Annotated in this window: 20 protein-coding genes; 15 read left to right on the top strand and 5 right to left on the bottom strand. The window is 65.8% G+C overall.

The annotated features are described in order from the left end of the window. Window positions 1-2 precede the first annotated feature (2 nt). The 4 genes from RCP37_RS19205 to RCP37_RS19190 are packed head-to-tail and all read left to right on the top strand — an operon-like array spanning window position 3 to window position 3404. Window positions 3-1694 carry an MCE family protein gene (locus tag RCP37_RS19205; protein ID WP_065042413.1) on the top strand — a complete coding sequence of 564 codons (1692 nt, stop codon included), beginning with the start codon at window positions 3-5 and terminating at the stop codon, window positions 1692-1694. After that, window positions 1691-2362 (top strand): Rv1363c family protein, encoded by a 672-nt coding sequence (locus tag RCP37_RS19200; RefSeq protein WP_308484558.1) that lies wholly within the window; start codon window positions 1691-1693, stop codon window positions 2360-2362. The genes RCP37_RS19205 and RCP37_RS19200 overlap by 4 nt, the downstream gene beginning before the upstream one ends. Beyond that, a complete protein-coding gene (locus RCP37_RS19195; RefSeq protein WP_308484557.1) occupies window positions 2359-2847 on the top strand; it encodes a mammalian cell entry protein in 489 nt (162 codons plus the stop codon). The genes RCP37_RS19200 and RCP37_RS19195 overlap by 4 nt, the downstream gene beginning before the upstream one ends. 17 nt (window positions 2848-2864) lie before the next feature. After that, on the top strand, window positions 2865-3404 hold the full coding sequence (locus RCP37_RS19190) for a hypothetical protein (protein WP_308484556.1): 540 nt from the start codon (window positions 2865-2867) through the stop codon (window positions 3402-3404). A 56-nt stretch (window positions 3405-3460) separates the two neighbouring features. On the opposite strand, the gene RCP37_RS19185 is transcribed toward RCP37_RS19190, so the two are convergent. Beyond that, a complete protein-coding gene (locus RCP37_RS19185; RefSeq protein ID WP_308484555.1) occupies window positions 3461-4945 on the bottom strand; it encodes an alpha,alpha-trehalose-phosphate synthase (UDP-forming) in 1485 nt (494 codons plus the stop codon). Next, the gene (locus RCP37_RS19180; protein ID WP_109403096.1) at window positions 4946-5119 is read right to left on the bottom strand and encodes a hypothetical protein; all 174 of its coding nucleotides are present in this window, start codon (window positions 5117-5119) and stop codon (window positions 4946-4948) included. Between the two features lie 99 nt (window positions 5120-5218). On the opposite strand from RCP37_RS19180, the gene RCP37_RS19175 reads away from it, so the two are divergent. Continuing rightward, entirely contained in the window at window positions 5219-6151 is a 933-nt protein-coding gene (locus RCP37_RS19175; RefSeq protein ID WP_308484554.1) for an enoyl-CoA hydratase, read from the top strand. Between the two features lie 91 nt (window positions 6152-6242). Beyond that, complete coding sequence (locus tag RCP37_RS19170) at window positions 6243-7064, top strand: SDR family oxidoreductase (RefSeq protein ID WP_308484553.1); 822 nt, start codon at window positions 6243-6245, stop codon at window positions 7062-7064. 6 nt (window positions 7065-7070) lie between these two features. Here the strand turns inward: RCP37_RS19170 and RCP37_RS19165 are convergent, their stop codons facing one another. Continuing rightward, window positions 7071-7946, bottom strand: coding sequence for an NAD(P)-dependent oxidoreductase (locus RCP37_RS19165; RefSeq protein ID WP_308487156.1), 876 nt, complete (start codon window positions 7944-7946; stop codon window positions 7071-7073). 61 nt (window positions 7947-8007) lie between these two features. Here RCP37_RS19165 and RCP37_RS19160 point away from each other — a divergent pair, with 61 nt between their 5' ends. Beyond that, the gene (locus tag RCP37_RS19160) at window positions 8008-8868 is read left to right on the top strand and encodes an SDR family oxidoreductase (RefSeq protein WP_308484552.1); all 861 of its coding nucleotides are present in this window, start codon (window positions 8008-8010) and stop codon (window positions 8866-8868) included. A 68-nt stretch (window positions 8869-8936) separates the two neighbouring features. On the opposite strand, the gene RCP37_RS19155 is transcribed toward RCP37_RS19160, so the two are convergent. Together RCP37_RS19155 and RCP37_RS19150 are read right to left on the bottom strand one after the other, a co-directional pair. Next, on the bottom strand, window positions 8937-9389 hold the full coding sequence (locus RCP37_RS19155) for a hypothetical protein (RefSeq protein WP_308484551.1): 453 nt from the start codon (window positions 9387-9389) through the stop codon (window positions 8937-8939). A 40-nt stretch (window positions 9390-9429) separates the two neighbouring features. Next, window positions 9430-10257, bottom strand: coding sequence for an SDR family NAD(P)-dependent oxidoreductase (locus RCP37_RS19150; protein WP_308484550.1), 828 nt, complete (start codon window positions 10255-10257; stop codon window positions 9430-9432). A gap of 207 nt (window positions 10258-10464) precedes the next feature. Between RCP37_RS19150 and RCP37_RS19145 the strand changes: the two genes are divergently transcribed. From RCP37_RS19145 to RCP37_RS19110, 8 genes are read left to right on the top strand one after another with little or no spacing between them, the layout of a single operon-like run. Continuing rightward, window positions 10465-11277: an MlaE family ABC transporter permease gene (locus RCP37_RS19145; RefSeq protein ID WP_308484549.1), complete on the top strand. Its 813-nt coding sequence runs from the start codon at window positions 10465-10467 to the stop codon at window positions 11275-11277. Between the two features lie 12 nt (window positions 11278-11289). Then, on the top strand, window positions 11290-12138 hold the full coding sequence (locus RCP37_RS19140; protein ID WP_308484548.1) for an MlaE family ABC transporter permease: 849 nt from the start codon (window positions 11290-11292) through the stop codon (window positions 12136-12138). Between the two features lie 17 nt (window positions 12139-12155). Continuing rightward, window positions 12156-13349 carry an MCE family protein gene (locus RCP37_RS19135; RefSeq protein ID WP_308484547.1) on the top strand — a complete coding sequence of 398 codons (1194 nt, stop codon included), beginning with the start codon at window positions 12156-12158 and terminating at the stop codon, window positions 13347-13349. Continuing rightward, window positions 13346-14377: an MCE family protein gene (locus RCP37_RS19130; RefSeq protein ID WP_308484546.1), complete on the top strand. Its 1032-nt coding sequence runs from the start codon at window positions 13346-13348 to the stop codon at window positions 14375-14377. Before RCP37_RS19135 ends, RCP37_RS19130 begins: the two co-directional genes overlap by 4 nt. Further along, the gene (locus RCP37_RS19125) at window positions 14377-15459 is read left to right on the top strand and encodes an MCE family protein (RefSeq protein WP_308484545.1); all 1083 of its coding nucleotides are present in this window, start codon (window positions 14377-14379) and stop codon (window positions 15457-15459) included. The genes RCP37_RS19130 and RCP37_RS19125 overlap by 1 nt, the downstream gene beginning before the upstream one ends. Next, window positions 15456-16925: an MCE family protein gene (locus RCP37_RS19120; RefSeq protein ID WP_308484544.1), complete on the top strand. Its 1470-nt coding sequence runs from the start codon at window positions 15456-15458 to the stop codon at window positions 16923-16925. Before RCP37_RS19125 ends, RCP37_RS19120 begins: the two co-directional genes overlap by 4 nt. Then, the gene (locus RCP37_RS19115; RefSeq protein ID WP_373693056.1) at window positions 16922-18130 is read left to right on the top strand and encodes an MCE family protein; all 1209 of its coding nucleotides are present in this window, start codon (window positions 16922-16924) and stop codon (window positions 18128-18130) included. Before RCP37_RS19120 ends, RCP37_RS19115 begins: the two co-directional genes overlap by 4 nt. After that, the gene (locus RCP37_RS19110; RefSeq protein ID WP_308484543.1) at window positions 18130-19665 is read left to right on the top strand and encodes an MCE family protein; all 1536 of its coding nucleotides are present in this window, start codon (window positions 18130-18132) and stop codon (window positions 19663-19665) included. The genes RCP37_RS19115 and RCP37_RS19110 overlap by 1 nt, the downstream gene beginning before the upstream one ends. The last annotated feature ends 41 nt before the right edge of the window (window positions 19666-19706 follow it).

Below are 19706 nucleotides of genomic sequence, written 5' to 3'. Positions count from 1 at the left end.
CGATGCTGACCCGCCTCGTTCGAATCCAACTCGGGATCTTCGCCGTGGTCACAGTGCTGGCCGTCGGTGCGATCTCGATCCTGTATCTGCATGCCCCGAGCCGGATGGGCATCGGGACCTACAAGGTGACGGCCGACTTCATCGGCGGCGGCGGTATCTACAAGAGCGCCAACGTCACCTACCGCGGCGTGACCGTGGGTCGGGTGGAATCTGTTCAACTCAGCGACCACGGCGTTGATGCCGCCATGCGGCTCAACAGCGCCACCAAGATCCCCGGCAATGTCACCGCCACCGTCAAGAGCATGTCCGCGATCGGTGAGCAGTACATCGATCTGGTCCCGCCGGCCGGGGAGGCCGCCGCAGGCGTGCTGCACAGCGGCGCGCGCATCGGCCAGGACCGCACCGCGATCGGCCAGGACATCGCCGGACTGCTGGACCAGGCGCAGTCGCTGGTCAACAGTGTCGCCAACAGCCGTCTTCGTGATCTGCTGCGCAGCGCGTTCGAAGGGTTCAACGGGTCGGGGCAGGAGCTGGCCCGGATGATCGCCTCGTCGCGGCAGCTGATCGACGAGGCTAATGACAACTTCGAGGCGACCTCGAAGCTGGTCGACCAGGTCGAGCCCTTCTTGGACGCCCAGATCCGCGGCGGTGATGGCATCAAGAAGCTGGCACAGTCGCTGGCGGCGGTCACCACCGAAGTGCGCAACGCCGACCCGCAGCTCCGCGAGGTGCTGCAGACCCTGCCCAGCGTCGCCGACGAAGCCAACACCACATTCGACGGAATCCGCGCCTCCTTCCCGACACTGGCGGCCAGCATCGCCAACTTCGGGCGGGTCGGGGTCATCTATCGCAACTCCATTGAGCAGGCGCTGGTGGTGTTCCCGGCCCTGATGGCGGCCCTGATCACCGTCGCCGGTGGCGTGCCGATGGACGAGGGCGCCAAGCTGGACTTCAAGATCGACATGCACGACCCGCCGCCCTGCACGGTCGGCTTCCTGCCGTTCACCGAGATGCGCACTCCGGCCGACGAAACCGTCCGCGAGCTGCCCAAGGGCCTGTACTGCAAAGCCGCGCAGAACGACCCGACTGCGGTTCGCGGCGCGCGCAACTACCCGTGCATGGAGTACCCGGGCAAGCGGGCGCCGACCATCCAGCTCTGCCGTGACCCGCAGGGCTTCGTGCCGATCGGCAGCAACACCTGGCGTGGGCCGCCGGTCCCGTATGACACACCGATCACCGACCCGCGGATGCTGAATCCGATGAACAAGTTCCCCTACATCCCGCCGTCGACGGACTACGACCCGGGACCGCCGGTCGTGGCGCTGCCGCCCGGTGTGCCCGCGGGCCCCGGTCCGGCGCCCAACCCGCCGTTCCCGCTGCCGTACCCGCCGAACCAGCTCGGCCCCAACCCGCCGGCGCCGTGGCCGTACTACGCGCCGCCGGACCAGAACCTGCCGACTGGTCCTGGGGGCAATGGTGGCCTTCCCGCCTACGGCCGTGACCCCGCACCGGCGCCCGGTCCGGCTCCGGGACCGTTGCCGGCCGAGGCCAATAGCGTCGCCTACAGCACCTACGACCGGTCCGGAAAGTTCGTGGATCCGGCCGGCAACAGTGGAGTGTTCGTCTCCGGCTCCGACAAGTGGCTGCCCGCGGAGAACTGGGCTGATCTGATGCTCGCGCCGAGGCAGACGTGAGCGGACCCGACGACGCTAAGGTCCGGCGCCGGGCCTCGCGGGCTGCTGGACCAGCGGGTGATGCCGGCGAGACGACGCCGAGTGCGGTACGGATTCCAGCACCCAGCCGCGCCGCGGTACGGGCGGTTCGGCCCGCCGGACCGCCGCCGCGCCGGCAGCCCAACGCCCGCAAGACCGCGCAACTGGCGGGCGCGGTCGGACTGGCGGCGTCGGTCCTGCTCGGTGGGCTGGTCGCCACGCTCGGGGTGCAACACCGGCATGCCGACGCGGCGCAGCAGCGGGACCAGCGATTCATTGACACCGCGGTCCAGACTGTGCTGAACATGTACACCTATACGCCCGACACCATCAGTGACCAGGTGGATCTGTTCGTGGCTGGCACGAGCGGACCGCTGCGCGACACCATGGCCGCCAACGCCGAGAACCTCAAGGCGTTGCTCCGCGAGACCAAGCACAGCTCGGAAGCCGTGATCAACGCCAAGGCCCTGGAGGGCGTCGACAACGTCTCCGGCAACGCGTCGGTGTTGGTGGCGATGCGGGCTACCGCCACCGACGTCGATGGCGTCAACAAGCCATCGCAGCCCTACGCTTTGCGGGTGATCGTGCACGAAGACGACGCGGGAAACATGACCGCCTACGACCTCAAGTGGCCGGACGGCAGCCGATGACGCGCAAGTGGGTGTTGATTGCCGTCGTGGCGGGACTGCTCGCTGCGTTCGTGGGTCTTGGCGCATCGGCGGGAAAGCTGTACTGGAACCGGGTTGAGACACATGGTGAGCAGTCGGCGCGCGAGGAATTGGTCAAACTGACCGCCGACGAGATCCCCAAAGTACTTGGCTATGAGTACAAGACTGTGGAACGCAGCCTGACCGAGACCTACCCGATGTTCACCGGGGACTACCGCCGTGAATTCGAGGCTCGTGCCGTCAAGGAGATCATCCCGCAGGCCCGCGAAAAGCAGTTGGTGAACCAGGTCGATGTCGTCGGCGTCGCTGCTATGGTTGCGCGCCGGGCCTCGGGTTCGGTCCTGGTGTTCGTCAACCGCACCGTGACGGGCAAGTCCAAGGAGAAGTACTACGAGGGGAGCCGCCTGCGGGTGGACTTCCGCAAGATCGACCGCAAGTGGCTGATCAGCAATATCGTGCCGATTTAGCTGAGAGGATGAGCGCCATGGGGAATCTCGTTCGCGGCCTGGTCGCCTTCGCTGCGGCCATGACGGCGGCCACCGGGCTGGCAGGTCAAACCGGCGCCGACGACCAAGCGATTCCAGAAGGCACGTTGGAAGGCATCTACACCTACAACGACGGTGCCAAGACCGCGACCTGGAAGATCTATCCGCTGTGCGTCCCGACGGTCGGCGACGGCCGTGTGCCGCTGCACCTGGCGGTCGGCTGCAAGCTGCAGGTCGAAAGCAACGGCCCGCCCGGACAGGCCGGGGCCTACCGGCTGGCCAACGGCCAGTGGACGTACAAGACACCGCTCCTGGCGGGCACCCGGTGCTCCGATGGCAGCACCGCCGGTAGCGACGAGATGTACCAGTTCGACACGTCTCTCAACGGTACCTACACCACCGCGCACAACGCGGTGTGTGGTCTGCAGCCCGGGTTGACCAAGCGCGCGTTCACGCTGACCTTCGTTTCGCCGCTGCCGTACCCGGTCGTCCACTACCCGCTGAACTGCCAGGACAACCCGCAGCATCTGTGTAGCTAGCGGCGATCGCAAGCGCGGCGCCAGCCGGGCGTAGCGGGTCGGCGCCGTCGGCGGAGTTACTCCGCGGAGTCGGCCAGCGCACCGAGGAACGATCGGGCCCAGCGGTCCACGTCGTGGGCCAGTACCTGACGGCGCAGCGCCCGCATTCGTCGCCGGCCCTCCTCAGGGGTCTGGTTGATCGCCGCCTCGATGACGTCCTTGACGCACTCGAGGTCGTGCGGGTTGACCAGGTAAGCCTGCCGCAATTCCGCTGCGGCACCGGTGAATTCGCTCAAGACCAAGGCGCCGCCCAGGTCGCTGCGGCACGCCACGTATTCCTTGGCGACCAGATTCATCCCGTCACGCAGCGGGGTGACCAGCATGACGTCACTGGCGACGAAGAACGCGATCAGCTCATCGCGGGGGACCGGGCGGTGCAGGTAGTGCACCACCGGGTGGCCGACCTCGCTGTACTCGCCGTTGATATGGCCGACTTGGCGTTCGATGTCGTCGCGCAGGATCTGGTAGCTCTCCACCCGTTCCCGGCTCGGAGTCGCCAGCTGCACCAGTACGGTGTCGTCCCGCTTGGCGCGTCCCTCGGCCAGCAGCTCGTTGAACGCCTTGAGTCGGACGTCGATGCCCTTGGTGTAATCCAGGCGGTCCACGCCGAGCAGGACCTTGCGAGGATGGCCCAGTTCGGCACGAATCTCTTTGGCGCGCCGGCGGATTCCGCGTTCTCGCGCCTTGCGGTCCAGTTCGCCTGAGTCGATCGAGATGGGGAAGGCGCCGACCCGCACGGTGCGATCGGTCAGCCGCACCTCGCCGAACCGGCTGCGCACCCCGACCGAGCCGCGCGAGGTGACGGCGCCGGCCAGGTTGCGGGCAAGGTACAAGAAGTTCTGGGCGCCGCCGGCCAGGTGAAAGCCGACCAGGTCGGCGCCGAGCAGTCCGTCGACGATCTCGGCGCGCCATGGCAGCTGCATGAACAGCTCCACCGGGGGGAACGGGATGTGCAGGAAGAAGCCGATGGTCAGGTCGGGCCGCAGATCCCGCAGCATCTTGGGTACCAGCTGCAGCTGATAGTCCTGGACCCAGACCGTGGCGCCGGGCGCGGCGGCCCGCGAAGCTGCTTCGGCGAAGCGGCGGTTGACGTCGACGTAGCGGTCCCACCACTGCCGGTGGTAGATCGGTTTGACGATCACGTCGTGATACAGCGGCCACAGGGTGGCGTTGGAGAAGCCTTCGTAGTACTCGGCGATATCGGTGGTGTCTAACGGAACCGGATGCAGCCGCAGGTCTTCGATGTCGATTGGCCCGTCGGGCGCCTCCAGGCTGCCGGGCCAGCCGACCCAGGCGCCGCGGCGCTTGCGCAGCAGAGGCTCTAGTGCGGTGACCAATCCGCCAGGGCTGCGCTTCCACGCCGTTGTGCCGTCGGGGAGCACCTCGATGTCGATCGGCAGCCGGTTGGCCACCACGACGAAATCGGACTCTCCCGGTTCATGCGCCGGTCCCAGTTTCGGCTCTCCTTCGTCGAGCCTCGCTGAACCGCCGGCCTCCGGCATCTACGCCCCGTTCTTGTCGGGTGTCGCGGGCCCGATCCCCAGCATGGATAGGAAGACGCGACACTCGTCGGCGTCCTCGGCGTAGGCGGCAACCACTCGCCGAGCTTGGCGCGCGGTGCTGTCGGCCAGCGGTTCCACGTCCTCGATGTCGGCGTGTTCGGATTTAGCAGGCATGACTTGACTCTAGCGAAGTGCGCGCTGTGTCACACCTGGCTCGGGCAGCTCAGGCCGGCCGCCGTAGCCTGTGATGCGAAGACGGCGAGGGCGGAGGCAATGGGTACATCGGACACCGCATCGGAGCAGGCTGGCGAGACTTCGGATCGCCTGGTCGACTACGAAACGCTCGACGACGGGCGCATCGCCCGGATCTGGCTGAACCGCCCCGACGTGCACAACGCGCAGAATCGCACCCTGCTGGTGCAGCTTGACGAGGCATTCGGCCGCGCGGAGGCCGATGACACCGTCCGGGTGGTGATCCTGGCCGCGCGGGGCAAGAACTTCTCTGCCGGCCACGATCTGGGGTCCGAAGCCACGTTGCTCGAGCGGCGTCCCGGCCCGGCGCAGCACCCGACGTTCCAATCCCACGGCGCCACCCGGGAGCCGGTGGTGGAGAAGACGTACCTGCAGGAGTGGCACTTCTTCTTCCAGAACACCTGCCGGTGGCGCGACCTGCGCAAGATCACCATCGCGCAGGTGCAGGGCAACGCCATCTCGGCCGGGCTGATGCTGATCTGGGCGTGCGACCTGATCGTGGCCGCCGACAACGCCCGGTTCTCCGACGTGGTCGGGGTGCGGCTGGGCATGCCCGGGGTGGAGTACTACGCCCACCCGTGGGAGTTCGGGCCCCGCAAGGCCAAGGAGCTGCTGCTGACCGGGGACTCGCTGGACGCCGACGAGGCGCACCGGCTGGGCATGGTCTCCAAGGTGTTCCCGACCGATGAGCTGGCGGACAAGACGCTGGAGTTCGCCCAGCGCATCGCGAAGCTGCCCACCATGGCTGCGCTGCTGATCAAGGATTCGGTGAACGGCGCTGCCGACGCGATGGGCTTCACCGAGGCGCTGCGGCACGGCTTCCACATCCATCAGCTGGGGCACGCGCACTGGGCGGCCCACAACGAGAACCGGGCTCCGTTGGGGTTGCCCCCGGATGTCGAAGACTGGCGCACCGCCGGGCCCACCGCTGTGGCCCGCCGCGACCAACCCTGAGCTGAGCGCCTTGCGTCGTTCGGCGGGGACGCCGGCCTGAGGCATGGTTCCATAGGTAGAACGTGTTTCAGTTTCGATGTGAGGGGTCGGTGTGCAGCTTTCCTTTGAAGACCGCAGCTACCTGGTCACCGGCGGTGGCAGCGGCATCGGCAAGGCCGTGGCCGCCGCGCTGGCGGCCGCCGGGGCCGATGTCCTGATCGTTGGGCGAGACGCCGATCGATTGGCGAAGGTGGCTGCCGAGCTGGGCGACACCGTCCGTCACCTGCCGACCGACGTCACCGACGAGGACAGCGTGATCGCCGCCGTCGATGCCGCCGTGGCCAAGAACGGCCGGCTACACGGCGTGGTGCACTGCGCCGGCGGGTCGCTGACCATCGGGCCGATCACCCAGATCGACTCGGAGCTGTGGCGGCGCACCGTCGACCTCAACGTCAACGGCACCCTGTATGTGCTCAAGCACGCCGGTCGGGCGCTGGTGCGGGGCGGCGGGGGCTCATTCGTCGGGATCTCCTCGATCGCGGCCAGCAACACCCACCGCTGGTTCGGCGCCTACGGGCCCACCAAGTCGGCACTGGACCACATGATGCAGCTGGCCGCCGACGAGCTGGGCGCCTCCTGGGTGCGGGTCAACAGCATCCGCCCGGGCCTGACCCGTACCGAGCTGGTCGCCCCGATCCTGGACTCGCCCGCACTCAGCGAGGACTACCGCGTCTCGACGCCGCTGCCGCGGCCCGGCGAAGTCGAGGACGTCGCCAACCTGGCGCTGTTCCTGCTCAGTGACGCGGCCGGCTACATCACCGGTCAGGTCATCAACGTCGACGGCGGGCAGATGCTGCGCCGCGGCCCAGACTTCTCCTCGATGCTGGAGCCGGCGTTCGGGGCCGACGGGCTGCGCGGAGTGGTCGAAGGCTAGCGGCCGTTAGAGCCCTGCGTCGCGTCCGGCCAGGGTGGTGATCGCCGACCAGTCCAGCTGTCCGCCGCCGTTGGCCAGCAGCGCCAGGAAACGGTCGCGCAGCAGGCTGCCCAGCGGCAGCGGCACGGTCAGCTCCTCGGCGGCCTGCAACGCCAAGCGGACGTCCTTGAGCCCGAGGGTGGCGGCGAAACCGGCCGGCTCGAAGCTCTTGCGGGCGATCAGGTCGCCGTAGGTCGCATACGCCGGAGCGTTGAACAGCGTCGAGGTGAGGATGTCGACGTAGCCCGCCGGGTCCACCCCGGCCTTCTCCACCAGCGCGATGGCCTCACCGAGCGACTCGATGACGGTGGCGAGCAGAAAGTTGCCGGACAGCTTCACCAGGTTGGCGGTGTACGGCTGCTCGGACACCACAAAGGTGCGCTGTCCGATCGCGTCGAAAAGCGGCGACACCAGATTCAGCGCCGCCGGCGCGCCCGCCGCGATCACGAAAAGCTTTGCCGCAGCGGCGGCGTCAGGCCGGCCGAAGACGGGTGCGGCGATATAGGACTGCCCTGCTTCCGCGTGCGCGGCGGTGAGCCGTTGGGCGAGCGCCACGCTGATGGTGCTCGACGAGATGTGGGTCCCGCCCGGTGGCAACGACGCCACAATCCCGTCCGGGCCGAACGCGACGTTCTCGACGGCCTCGTCGTCGGCCAGCATCGTCTGCACCACGTCGCCGCGGCAGGTGTCGGCCACCGTGCGTGCCGGCGTGGCGCCCTGCTGTGCCAGGGCGGCCACCTTGGCCGGTGACCGGTTGTAGGCGGTGACGGCATGACCCGCCTTGAGCAGATTGGCGGCCATGCCGCTGCCCATGTTCCCGAGTCCGATGAATCCGATGTGCATGGTGTCCCCCATGCCCTGTAAGCCTGTATGACGAAGCGCAACGGATTGAGGAGGACGTGTCGTGGGTGTTTACGCGGTGACCGGGTCGGCATCCGGTATGGGACGCCAGGCGGCGGACAAGTTGCGGGCGGCCGGCCACACCGTGATCGGGGTCGATCTGCGCGACGCCGACGTCGTCGCGGACCTGTCCGGCCCGACCGGACGCTCCGCTGCCGCCGAGCAGGTGCTGGCCCAGTGTGGGGGCCGCCTCGATGGCGCCGTCCTGGCGGCGGGGCTGGGCCCGAAGCCGGGACCGAGCATGCCCCGGACCATCTTCGAGGTGAACTTCCGCGGGGTGGTGGACCTGTTGGAGGCGTGGCGACCGGCGCTGGCCGCCGCTGAGCGCGCCAAAGTGGTGGTGATCGGCAGCAATTCGTCGACCACCATCCCCGCTGTTCCACGTCGCGCGGTGCGCGCCCTGCTGGCCGGCAAGACGGCGCGGGCGGTGCGAACAGTCAAGCTGCTGGGCCCCGCGGCGCCGTCGATGGCCTACGGGGCATCGAAGATCGCGGTGACCCGCTGGGCACGCCGGCACGCGGTGACTCCGGCGTGGGCCGTGGCCGGTATCCGGCTCAACGTGCTGGCGCCCGGCGCGATCCAGACTCCATTGCTCGATGAGTTGTTGGCGATACCGCAGCAGGCCAAAGCTGTTCAGTCGTTCCCAGTGCCGGTCGGCGGCTACGGGAATCCCGCACTGTTGGCCGACTGGATGCTGTTCATGCTTTCGGATGCCGCCGACTTCCTTTGCGGCAGCGTCATCTTCGTCGATGGGGGCACGGACGCCTACTTCCGCAGCGATGACTGGCCACGCAGTCTCGGTATCTCGGGGGTGCCTCGCTACCTGCTGCGGATGAGGTCGTTTCGGGCGCCGTCGACGTCCTGATAGCGCGGTCGTGACGTCTCGCAGATCTCTGTGCAAGCGATGCAGTTGGCAGCTGACTTCCAGGTGGTTCAGAGGCGAACCAGTGCAAACGGGTAGGTGAGAACTCCGCCCGGCGTCCCGCCGCAGCCGACCGCAAACGCTGATGTCAAAGTCCCTTGCAGTGTGGTCGCGTCCCAGGAGTAGTCGTCACGCGTTGGGATGGTGGGTCCGTAGTAGATGTTGCCGCAACGTAATCCGTCAGGGACATCGAGGGTCAGCGTGTAGCGACCGTCAGCAAGCTGGGCCTCGCCGGAGTATTCGAAAGCTTTGGCTACGGGCATGGGGATCGCCTGGATGTGCGCGCAGCTATCCGCCGCCGGCACGCAGTGCGATACCGCCCACGTCCAGGAGTGAAAGTCCTGGCGGTCCGGCAGCACGAGTTGGTAGTTCGCGAAGAACGGCTCGGAATAGCTTGGTGGGGCGGCGAACACTCCGGCGGTTCCCAACGCCGAAAGTGCGCACAGCAGACCGGTGACCTTCATTCTGTCCTCCATGTATCGCAGCAGGCTGGCATCGCTGTCCCTACATGTGGGAGCCGCCATCGATCCGGACCTCGGTCCCGGTGATGAAGTATGCGTCGTCGCTGCCCAGCATGGCCACCACGCCCGCCACCGCATCCGGGTTGGCGAAGATCGCGCCACCCTCAAGCGGCAGCATCGGTGCGACCTTGGCGAACAGGCCGAAATCCACGTCGTCAGGCAATCCGGGGCCGATGCTCTGTCGCGATGCCCCCGATCCATCGGTCATCCCCGACGCGATCGAGCCGGGTTGAACCGAATTGAACCTGATGCCGGCCCGTGCGAACTCCATCGCCCAGGCGTGAGTCATGGACAGCACACCGCCCTTGGAGGCCGCGTAGGCGGCCATATAGGGGTGAGCGAAATGTGCAGACGTGGAGCTGAAGTTCACCACCGATGGCCCTCGACCTTCGTGCAGTGCTGCGATGGCTTCCCGGGTGACCAGGAAGGTGCCGACGAGGTTGATGCGAATCACCTGCTCGAAGTCGGCCAGGGTGGTCTGGGTCAAGTGCGCGGACCGCAGGATTCCGGCGGCGTTGACGAGGGTGTCCAGGCCGCCCAGCACCTCGACGGCCTGGGATACGCCCGCGCGGACCGACTCCTCGTCACCGATGTCCATCGCCACCGTCGACAAGCCGCCCGCGAACTCGCCGGCTTTGGTGACCGTGTCGCCCAGCCCGTCGGCACTGATGTCGGCAGCGACCACGCGGCCGCCCTCGGCGAGAATCCGCAGAACGCAGGCCTGGCCTATGCCGGATCCCGCACCGGTGACCAGTACCCGGCGGTCGACGTAGCGTGCGAAACCGGCAGACGGATCGGTGGGCAGTGACACAGGCGACCTCCTGTCGTTGTGGTGGACCGCTATGCGTGGGGACAGCAGGTACGTTCTCGCCCGCTGCACGCCCGCGCCGCGGCGCTTCCCGGTAGGTGGGACAAAGTGTGTCGCAGAACACCTGCGGCTGTCACGGTGTCTGTGGCCGCCGAGCGGGCGAGCCGGTGACATGGTTCGGTCGAACCACCAGCGAAGGGTTTGCGGTACATGGTCAACGGTGCCCAAGACCGCTGGTCCTCCGGACTACGAGTGCTCGGATCCGGTGGAGTCGGAACCATGCAGGCAGTCGGTGGGCTACTGGCCATGTCGTCCGACGCGGTCAAGTTCCTGTTCCGTAGGCCCTTCCAGGGAAGGGAACTTCTCGAGCAGTCTTGGTTTGTGGCCAGGGTGTCGCTGATGCCCACCGTGCTGGTCGCCATCCCGTTCACCGTGCTGGTCAGCTTCACCCTGAACATCCTGCTGCGGGAGTTGGGAGCAGCGGACCTTTCGGGGGCCGGGGCGGCGTTTGGCGCGGTCACGCAGGTTGGCCCGATGGTGACCGTGCTTATCGTGGCCGGCGCCGGCGCCACCGCGATGTGTGCTGATCTGGGGTCGCGCACCATCCGTGAAGAGATCGACGCCATGGAGGTGCTGGGCATCAACCCGGTTCAGCGGCTGGTGACTCCCCGGATGCTCGCATCGGGGATTGTCGCGCTGCTGCTCAACAGCCTCGTGGTCATCATCGGGATCCTCGGGGGCTACACCTTTTCGATCTTCATCCAGGGCGTTAATCCCGGCGCCTTCGCCGCTGGCATCACGCTGCTCACCGGGGTTCCCGAAGTCATCATCTCGTGCGTGAAGGCGGCGCTGTTCGGCCTGATCGCAGGCGTCGTGGCCTGCTACCGCGGCCTGACGATCAGCGGAGGTGGCGCTAAGGCGGTGGGGAACGCGGTCAACGAGACCGTCGTCTACGCATTCATGGCTCTGTTCGTGGTGAATGTGGTGGTCACCGCCATCGGCATCCAGATGACATCGGGCTAGCCGGGGCACCGAATGGTTAGCTTGCGTGCGCTTCATCCGCAATTGGCGCGGGAACTGAACAGACCGATCGAAACCATTGGCCGCATCGGTGATCACACCGCCTTCTACGGCCGCGCTTTGGGCGGTGTCCCGCATGCGGCTTCAAGCTATCGGCGTGAAGTGATACGCCTCATCGCTGAGATCAGCATGGGGGCAGGGACATTGGCGATGATCGGTGGAACCGTCGTCATCGTCGGGTTTCTCACCCTCGCCGCCGGCGGTACACTGGCGGTACAGGGCTACAGCTCACTTGGTGACATCGGCATCGAAGCCTTGACCGGCTTCCTGGCCGCATTCATCAACGTCCGGATTTCGGCGCCGGTCGTCGCTGGGATCGGTCTGGCGGCCACGTTCGGAGCGGGTGTGACGGCCCAACTTGGTGCCATGCGGATCAATGAAGAGATCGACGCGTTGGAGACCATGGGTATCCGTGCCGTCGAATACCTTGTGAGCACCCGGATTGTGGCGGGAATGGTTGCCATCGCGCCGCTCTACTCGATTGCAGTGATCTTGTCCTTCGTTGCCAGCAAGCTGACAACCGTGGTGATGTTCGGACAGTCGGCCGGCCTGTACAACCACTACTTCGCAACCTTTCTCAACCCGATAGATCTGCTGTGGTCGTTTCTGCAGGCGATCCTGATGGCTATCGCGGTCCTGCTCGTACACACCTACTTCGGCTACTTCGCCGCCGGCGGTCCTTCCGGAGTGGGGGTCGCGGTGGGCACAGCCGTGCGAACCTCACTCGTGGTCGTGATCTCGGTGACGTTGTTGGTGTCACTGGCCGTCTACGGATCCAACGGCAACTTCAACTTGTCGGGCTAGAGGCGGGCACAATTCAGATGGCAACGACTTCGAAGGCGCGACGCACCCTCCTGGGGCTGGCCACGGTATCGGTGGCCGTGGCCACCGTCGCGCTGGGCCTGGGATGCTTTCGGGGCAGCTTCACCAAGACTGTGCCCGTCACGGTGTTGTCGCAACGTGCGGGACTGGTCATGGACTCGGGCGCAAAAGTAAAACTGCATGGCGCGCAAGTCGGTTCGGTGCGGTCGATAGAGGCGCTGCCGGACGGTCGCGCCGCACTGCATCTCGCCATGAACCCTGCGTATATGGACGTCATCCCGGAAAACGTCCGCGTCGGCATCGCCTCGTCCACCGTGTTCGGTTCGAAATTCGTCGACATGGTGCCGCCTGAGGATCCGTCGGCACGCTCCCTGCGGATCGGTCAGGTGCTGGATGTCGAGCACGTCACCGTCGAGATCAATTCGGTCTTCGAGCGACTGTCGTCGGTGTTGCAGAAGATCGAGCCCACGAAGCTCAACGAGACGCTGGGCGCCTTGGCCACCGCCTTGGACGGCCGCGGCGATCGGATCGGTCAGATGATGACCGACCTCGACGCGTTCCTGGCACGAATCGATCCCAGCCTGCCCGCCATGGAGCGTCAGCTCAGCGTCGCGCCCGAGGTGGTCAGCGCCTACGCCGACGCAGCGCCTCACCTGACCAGCACTGCCGCCGCGACGACCCGAATGAGCCAGACGCTGGTCAGCGAACAACACAGTCTCGACACGCTGTTGATCAGTCTGATCGGCCTGGCCGACACAGGAAATGACGTCGTGGGCACCAACCGCCAGGCGGTCACCGATGTCATGGCACTGCTCGGCCCGACGACAGACCTCACCAACCAGTACCACGATGCGTTGAACTGCGGACTCGGCGGCGCGGTCGAGCTGGCCAAAGCACCGGGCACGCCAGTCCCCGGCGGCCTGCTCCTGCAGACCGTGGTTCTGGGTCAAGAGCGTTACCGGTATCCGCAGAACCTGCCCAAGGTCGCGGCCAGGGGCGGACCACAGTGCACGGATCTGCCCAAAGTCGGGTTCCAGAAGCATCCGCCGTTTGTGATCACCGATGTCAATGCCAACCCGGCGCAGTACGGCAATGAGGGAATTCTGCTGAACTCCGACGGACTCAAGCAGCTGCTCTACGGGCCGATCGACGGTCCACCACGAAACAGCGGACAGATCGGTCAGCCCGGATGAGCGGCCTGCGAAAGACCGCCGCCAAGTTCGGTGCGTTCGGTCTGACGATGGTGATGCTCACCGCGGTGCTGTTCGCGATCTTCAGCCAATACCGGTCGGGTTCCACCAGTCCGTACTCGGCCGTTTTCCAAGATGTTTCGAGCCTCAAGACGGGAAACTCCGTCCGTGTCGCCGGCATTCGAGTCGGCACCGTGCGCAAGATCGCGTTGCAGCCCGACAACACCGTGGTGGTGGCCTTCGACGCCGACAACAATGTCAGGCTGACCGAGAGCACTAAAGTCGCGGTGCGCTACCTGAATCTGGTCGGTGACCGCTACCTGGAGCTCATCGACGACCCCGGATCGACGAGAATCCGGCCGCCGGGATCACGTTTCGGAGTCGACCAAACCGAGCCGGCGCTCAATCTCGACCTGCTGCTCGGAGGCCTCAAACCGGTCGTCCAGGGCCTCAACCCGGACGATGTCAATGCGCTGACCAGCTCGTTGATCCAGGTTCTTCAGGGGCAGGGCGGTGACCTGGAGTCGCTGTTCACCAGAACGTCGTCGTTCACCAACGCGCTGGCCGACAACGGACACACCGTGGAGCAGCTCATCGAAAACCTCAATGAAACGTTGGGGGTGCTGGCCAAGGACGGTAAGAAGTTCTCCGGCGCGGTCGACGGTCTGGAGCGCTTGGTGACCGGCCTTGCGGCAGAACGCGATCCGATCGGCAAGGCGATCACCGCGCTCGACAACGGGACCGCCTCCTTGGCGGGACTACTGACTCAGGCACGCCCGCCGCTGTCGGCGACGGTGGATCAGCTGACCCGGCTGGCCCCGTTGGTGGCGAACGAAACCGATCTGGCAAGACTCGACCTGCTGCTGCAGAAGACACCGCAGAACTACCGCAAACTGGTACGCCTCGGCTCGTACGGTAGCTGGCTGAACCTCTACATCTGCGGTGTCTCCCTTCGGGTAACCGATCTGCAGGGTCGCACGGCTCACTTCCCGTGGGTTATCCAGAACACCGGAAGGTGTGGTGAACCCTGATGCTGAAGTACCGCGAATCATCGCTTTTCCGTTTGGGGTTGGTCGGTCTGGTGCTGATCGCGCTGATCATCATGGTCGGGTTGCAACCCAAGCAGATCTTGGCGATGGCGACCTCTATCAGATACCAGGCGCTGTTCGCCGAAGCGGGTGGACTGTCCGCCGGTAACAACGTCAAAGTGTCGGGTGTCACCGTCGGCACGGTGTCCGGCGTCGCACTCGATCACGGGAAGGCGTTGGTGAGCTTCGCCGCCGACAGCAAGGTACGGCTGGGCAAGGACACCACAGCGCACATCGGAATCGGAACTCTGCTCGGTGAACGGGTTCTGGTCATCGAACCGCGAGGTAGCGGCAGTATCGGTGCCCGCGGCGTCATCCCGTTGGCTCGAACATCCTCGCCGTACTCGCTGACAGACGCGCTCGGGGAATTCACGTCGAACACGGCCGCGACCGACACCGCGACCATCAACCAATCCCTGGACACGTTGTCGACCACCATCGAACGGCTGGCGCCGCAACTGGCGCCCACCTTCGATGGGGTGAGTCGATTGTCCAGGTCGCTGAACAATCGCAACGAATCGTTGAGCAACCTGCTGGCGTCTGCCGCCAAGGTCACCGGGGTCCTGTCCGAACGCAGTGCGCAGGTGAATCAGCTGATCCTCAACGCCGATGACCTGCTCGGTGTGCTTCAGGACCGGCGCCACGCGATCGTCGATCTCCTTGCCAACACCTCCGCAGTGGCACAACAGCTTTCCGGGCTCGTCGACGACAACGAACAAGAACTGGCGCCTACGCTCGCGCAGCTAAACAGCGTCGCAAAGATGCTCGAACGCAACCGCGACAATCTAGAGAAGTCGCTCAAGGGCTTGGCGAAGTACCAGCTGACTCAAGGTGAGGCCGTCAACAACGGGTTCTACTACTACGGGTTTGCATCCAACCTGCTGCCCGGCCCGGCGATCCAACCGTTCCTCGACTACGCACTCGGATTCCGCCGCGGTGTCAATGCCGGACAACCCCGCGACAACGCGGGACCGCGTGCCGAGTTCCCCTTCCCCTACAACGGAATTCCAGGAGGGTCGCGATGAAGCACGGCATGAATCCCGGCCATCGGGGCAAGAAGCTCCTGGTCATCGGTGTTGCGCTGCTGATAGCCACCGCGGTTGTGGTCGTGGGCTATCAGCAGCTTTGGGGCCCCAAGACGATCGTCGCCTACTTCAGATCGGCAACAGCCATCTATCCCGGTGACGAAGTCCGGGTGGTCGGCGTGCGGGTGGGGACCATCGAATCCATCGAGCCGTTGGGCACCCGCGCCAGGATCGTGCTCAAGGTGGATCGCGGCGTGCCCATTCCCGCAGATGCGAAAGCCATCATCGTGGCGCCCAACCTGGTGTCGGCTCGCTACGTGCAACTGACGCCCGCCTACGAATCGAGCCCGCAGGCCAGTGGGGCCACCATGGGCGACCGGGCCGAGATCGGCGAGGATCGAACTGCGGTTCCGGTCGAATGGGACGAGATCAAAGAGCAGCTCACTCGTCTTGCCTCCGACCTGGGACCGTCGAGCGGGGTATCGAACACCTCGCTGGGGCGCTTCATCGATACCACCGCCGACGCCATGGCGGGAAACGGCGAGAAGCTGCGGGAGACCATCACCCAATTGGCGGATGTCGGCCGGGTTCTCGGAAAGGGCAGCGGCGACATCGTCGCAGTTATCCAGAATCTCCAGACATTCGTGACTGCGCTGCGCGACAGCAACACCCAGATCGTGGAGTTTCAGGGCCGTCTCGCCGATGTTACCAGCGTTGTCGACGGCAGCCGCTCCGACCTCGACTCGGCCATCAACGAGCTGGCGGGCGTCGTCGGCAAGATTCAGCGATTCATCGCCGGCTCCCGTGAGCAGACCGCTGAACAGATCCAGCGTTTGGCGAATGTGACTCAGGTGCTCTCCGACAACGGCATGGTGGTCAAGAACGTCCTGCACGCGGCGCCGAACGCCCTGGTCAACGGCTATAACATCTACAATCCGGACACCGGCGGCCCCCGAGGATCGTTCGCGATGAATAACTTCGCGAACCCCGTCGCGACCATCTGCTCGGCGATCGCAGCGGTGGAGAATGCCACCGCCGAAGCCTCGGGCAAGGCCTGCGCCCAGTACTTGGGACCCGCGCTGCGCCTGATGAACTTCAACTATCTTCCCCTGCCGTTCAACGCCTATCTGGGGCCGTCGCCGAAGAACGTGATCTATTCCGATCCCGCACTGGCGCCCGGGGGAGGGGGGACCGGTCCGGGTTCGCAGGAGATACCGCCGGCGGTCTCGGCCTACACCGGGGCCGGCGACGTGCCGCCTCCACCCGGGTGGACCGACCCCTCGCAGCGTGCCGGGATGTATGCGCCAGAAGGATTGCCCGCGCATCGGCACCCGGCTCTGTACCCCGGTGCTCCCGTTCCCCCCGGGGTGCCGGCACCGCCGCCACCGGTGCCGGCCGCATCGGATCTGACCGAGCTGTTGCTGCCCGGCGGGGCCGGCCTATCGGGCCCGGGAGGCGCGCCGTGACGAGGGAGAAGTCGATCCGGCGAATGGCCGCTGTGGTGGGTTGCGCAGCTCTGCTCAGCTCGGGGTGTTCTTTCGACGGGCTCAACTCGTTACCGCTGCCCGGTACGGTGGGAACCGGTGTTGACGCGGTGACTTACCGTGTCCAGATCGCCAATATCGGTACCTTGGAATCGAATTCGCCCGTCATGGTCAGTGACGTGGTTGTCGGAGCGATTCGCAAGATGACCGTCGACAACTGGCGCGCCGACGTCGAGATCTCGGTCCGGCCCGACGTAGTAATTCCTGCCAACGCGGTGGCCGCCGTGGGCCAGACCAGCCTGCTGGGCTCGATGCACCTAGCCTTGGATCCGCCCCTGGGCGAGGCGCCCACTGGGAGGTTGCGGCCGGGTGCGACCATTGCGCTGTCCAAGTCCTCGACATACCCCTCGACGGAGCAGACACTCTCGTCCCTGTCGGTGGTGGTCAACGGTGGCGGCCTCACCCGGATCGGCGACATCGTCCACAACTTCAACGCGGCTCTCGACGGACGCCAAGTTCAGATCCGCGATCTGCTCACCCGAATGAACACCGTGGTGACACTGCTGGACGACCAGCGTGACAACATCGTTGCGACGATCACCTCGCTGAACCGGATGGCCGAGACGTTCGCGGGTCAGCGAGACGTGCTGACCGCTGCCCTGGATCGAATTCCTGCGGCCCTTGACGTTCTGAACAGGCAACGGCCGCAACTGGTCACCGCCCTGAACAAGCTGGGTGACCTGAGCGCGACGGCGAATCGACTCATCGCTGACTCACAGGCCGATATCGTCCGCAACCTGGAGAATCTTGAGCCGACTGTGCGCGCGCTCGCAGACGTAGGACCGGATCTGACCACCGCGCTTTCCTACCTGCCTACCTACCCGTACACGCAGGAGTTCATCGACCGCGGCATCCGCGGCGATTACATGAACCAATTCATCGTGTTCGACTTCACCATTCCGCGCCTGAAGAGCGGAATACTGCTCGGGACCAGGTGGGGCGAGCCGGGCGCTTCATTCGTGCCCGCACCCGGCGACCCCTGGTACTCCACCTACACGCGGGATCCGCTGAAGGCCCCGCTGGGTCCGCCCCCCACCGAGGTGGCGACCCTGCCTCCGCTGACTGCAACTGATATAGGTCCACCCGACGGCCAACCCCCGTCACCACCGGCGCAAGGCGGCAGTTGATGCTCACCCGTTTCGTCCGTAACCAATTGATCATCTTTGCGATCGCTTCCGTCATCGGTGTCGGCTCGATGGTCTTCGTCTACATGCAGGCTCCAGTTCTGCTCGGTATCGGGCGAATCTCGGTGAAGCTGCAGATGCCCGCCACCGGAGGTCTCTACAAGTTCTCCAACGTGACCTATCGCGGTGTGGAGGTCGGCAAGGTCACCGACATCCGACCCACCCGTGCTGGCGCCGAAGTGTCGATGTCGTTGAAGGCTTCGCCGCGGATCCCCGCAGACCTGCAGGCTAACGTGCGCAGCGTGTCCGCGGTGGGAGAGCAGTACGTGGATCTGCAACCGCGCACCGATACCGGGCCGTATCTCATGAGCGGCTCCACCATCAGTGCCGACGACGTGTCGCTGCCAAAACCTGTCGGCCCCATGCTCGACCAGATGAGCGAGTTGGTGAGCAGCATTCCCTCCGGCAAGCTCAGCGTCGTGCTCGACGAATCCTTCAAGGCGCTCAACGGAACCGGGAATGATCTCGGCGCGCTGTTCGAGTCGTCGAGTGATCTGGCTTCTCGGCTCGACGGAGTCGCCGACAGCACCCGGACGCTGATCGACGACAGCGAGCAGTTGCTGGACGGCCAAGCCGAGAGTGCGGACGCGATCCGGACCTGGTCGCGCAGCCTCGCCGGGATCACCGAACAGGTGGCAACTCGTGATGCGCAGGTGCAGACCATTCTTCGCACCGGATCGGGGGCTGCTGACGAAGCCTCGCGTCTGCTCACCCAGATCAAACCGACACTGCCGGTGTTGCTGGCAAATCTGACCACCATCGGCCAGATCGGACTCGTCTACCATCGATCGATGGAGCAGCTGCTCGTGTTGCTGCCGCCTTATCTGGCCGCCACCCAGTCCTACGGTTCGTCGCTGAACAACCCGACAGGCATGGCGATTTCGGAGTTCAGCCTTACGCTCGGCGACCCGCCCGCATGCACGGTGGGTTTCCTGCCGCCATCGTCGTGGCGTTCGCCCGCGGACCTGTCCGACGTCGATACGCCGGACGGGCTGTACTGCAAACTTCCGCAGGACTCGGCCATCGGGGTGCGCGGTGCACGGAACTTCCCATGCATGGCCCAGCCCGGGAAACGGGCTCCGACCGTCGAGATCTGCGAGAGCGACCAGCCTTTCGAGCCGCTGGCGATGCGCCAGCATGTCACAGGCCCGTACCCGATCGACCCCGCCTTGATCGCCCAGGGTATTCCCCCGGATGACCGGATCACCTTCGGGGACCAGATATTCGGCCCCGCCGAAGGACCTTCGCCCGGCGGTGCGGAGGCCGGGCCGGCGCCGGCGGCGCAACCGGCACCCGCCAAAGGCTCCGCTCCCGTCGCGCCGAGTGGCTACGGGGCTGGCACAACCGGGCCTGCGGTAGCGTTCGCCACCTACAACCCGCGGACCGGACAGTATGCGGCGCCAGACGGCAAGGTGTATACCCAGTCCGATCTGGTGCGCCCGGCCGCGCAGCACTGGCAGGACATGCTGCCGAAGTGAGGCGTTGCCCGGATGCGAGCGACGCAGCGGCTCAGCAGATC

Origin of the sequence: Mycolicibacter sp. MU0102 (assembly GCF_963378105.1) — a bacterium.
In the GTDB taxonomy this organism is placed as follows: Bacteria; Actinomycetota; Actinomycetes; order Mycobacteriales; family Mycobacteriaceae; genus Mycobacterium; species Mycobacterium holstebronense.
This window is presented reverse-complemented; position numbering and strand designations above follow the sequence as displayed.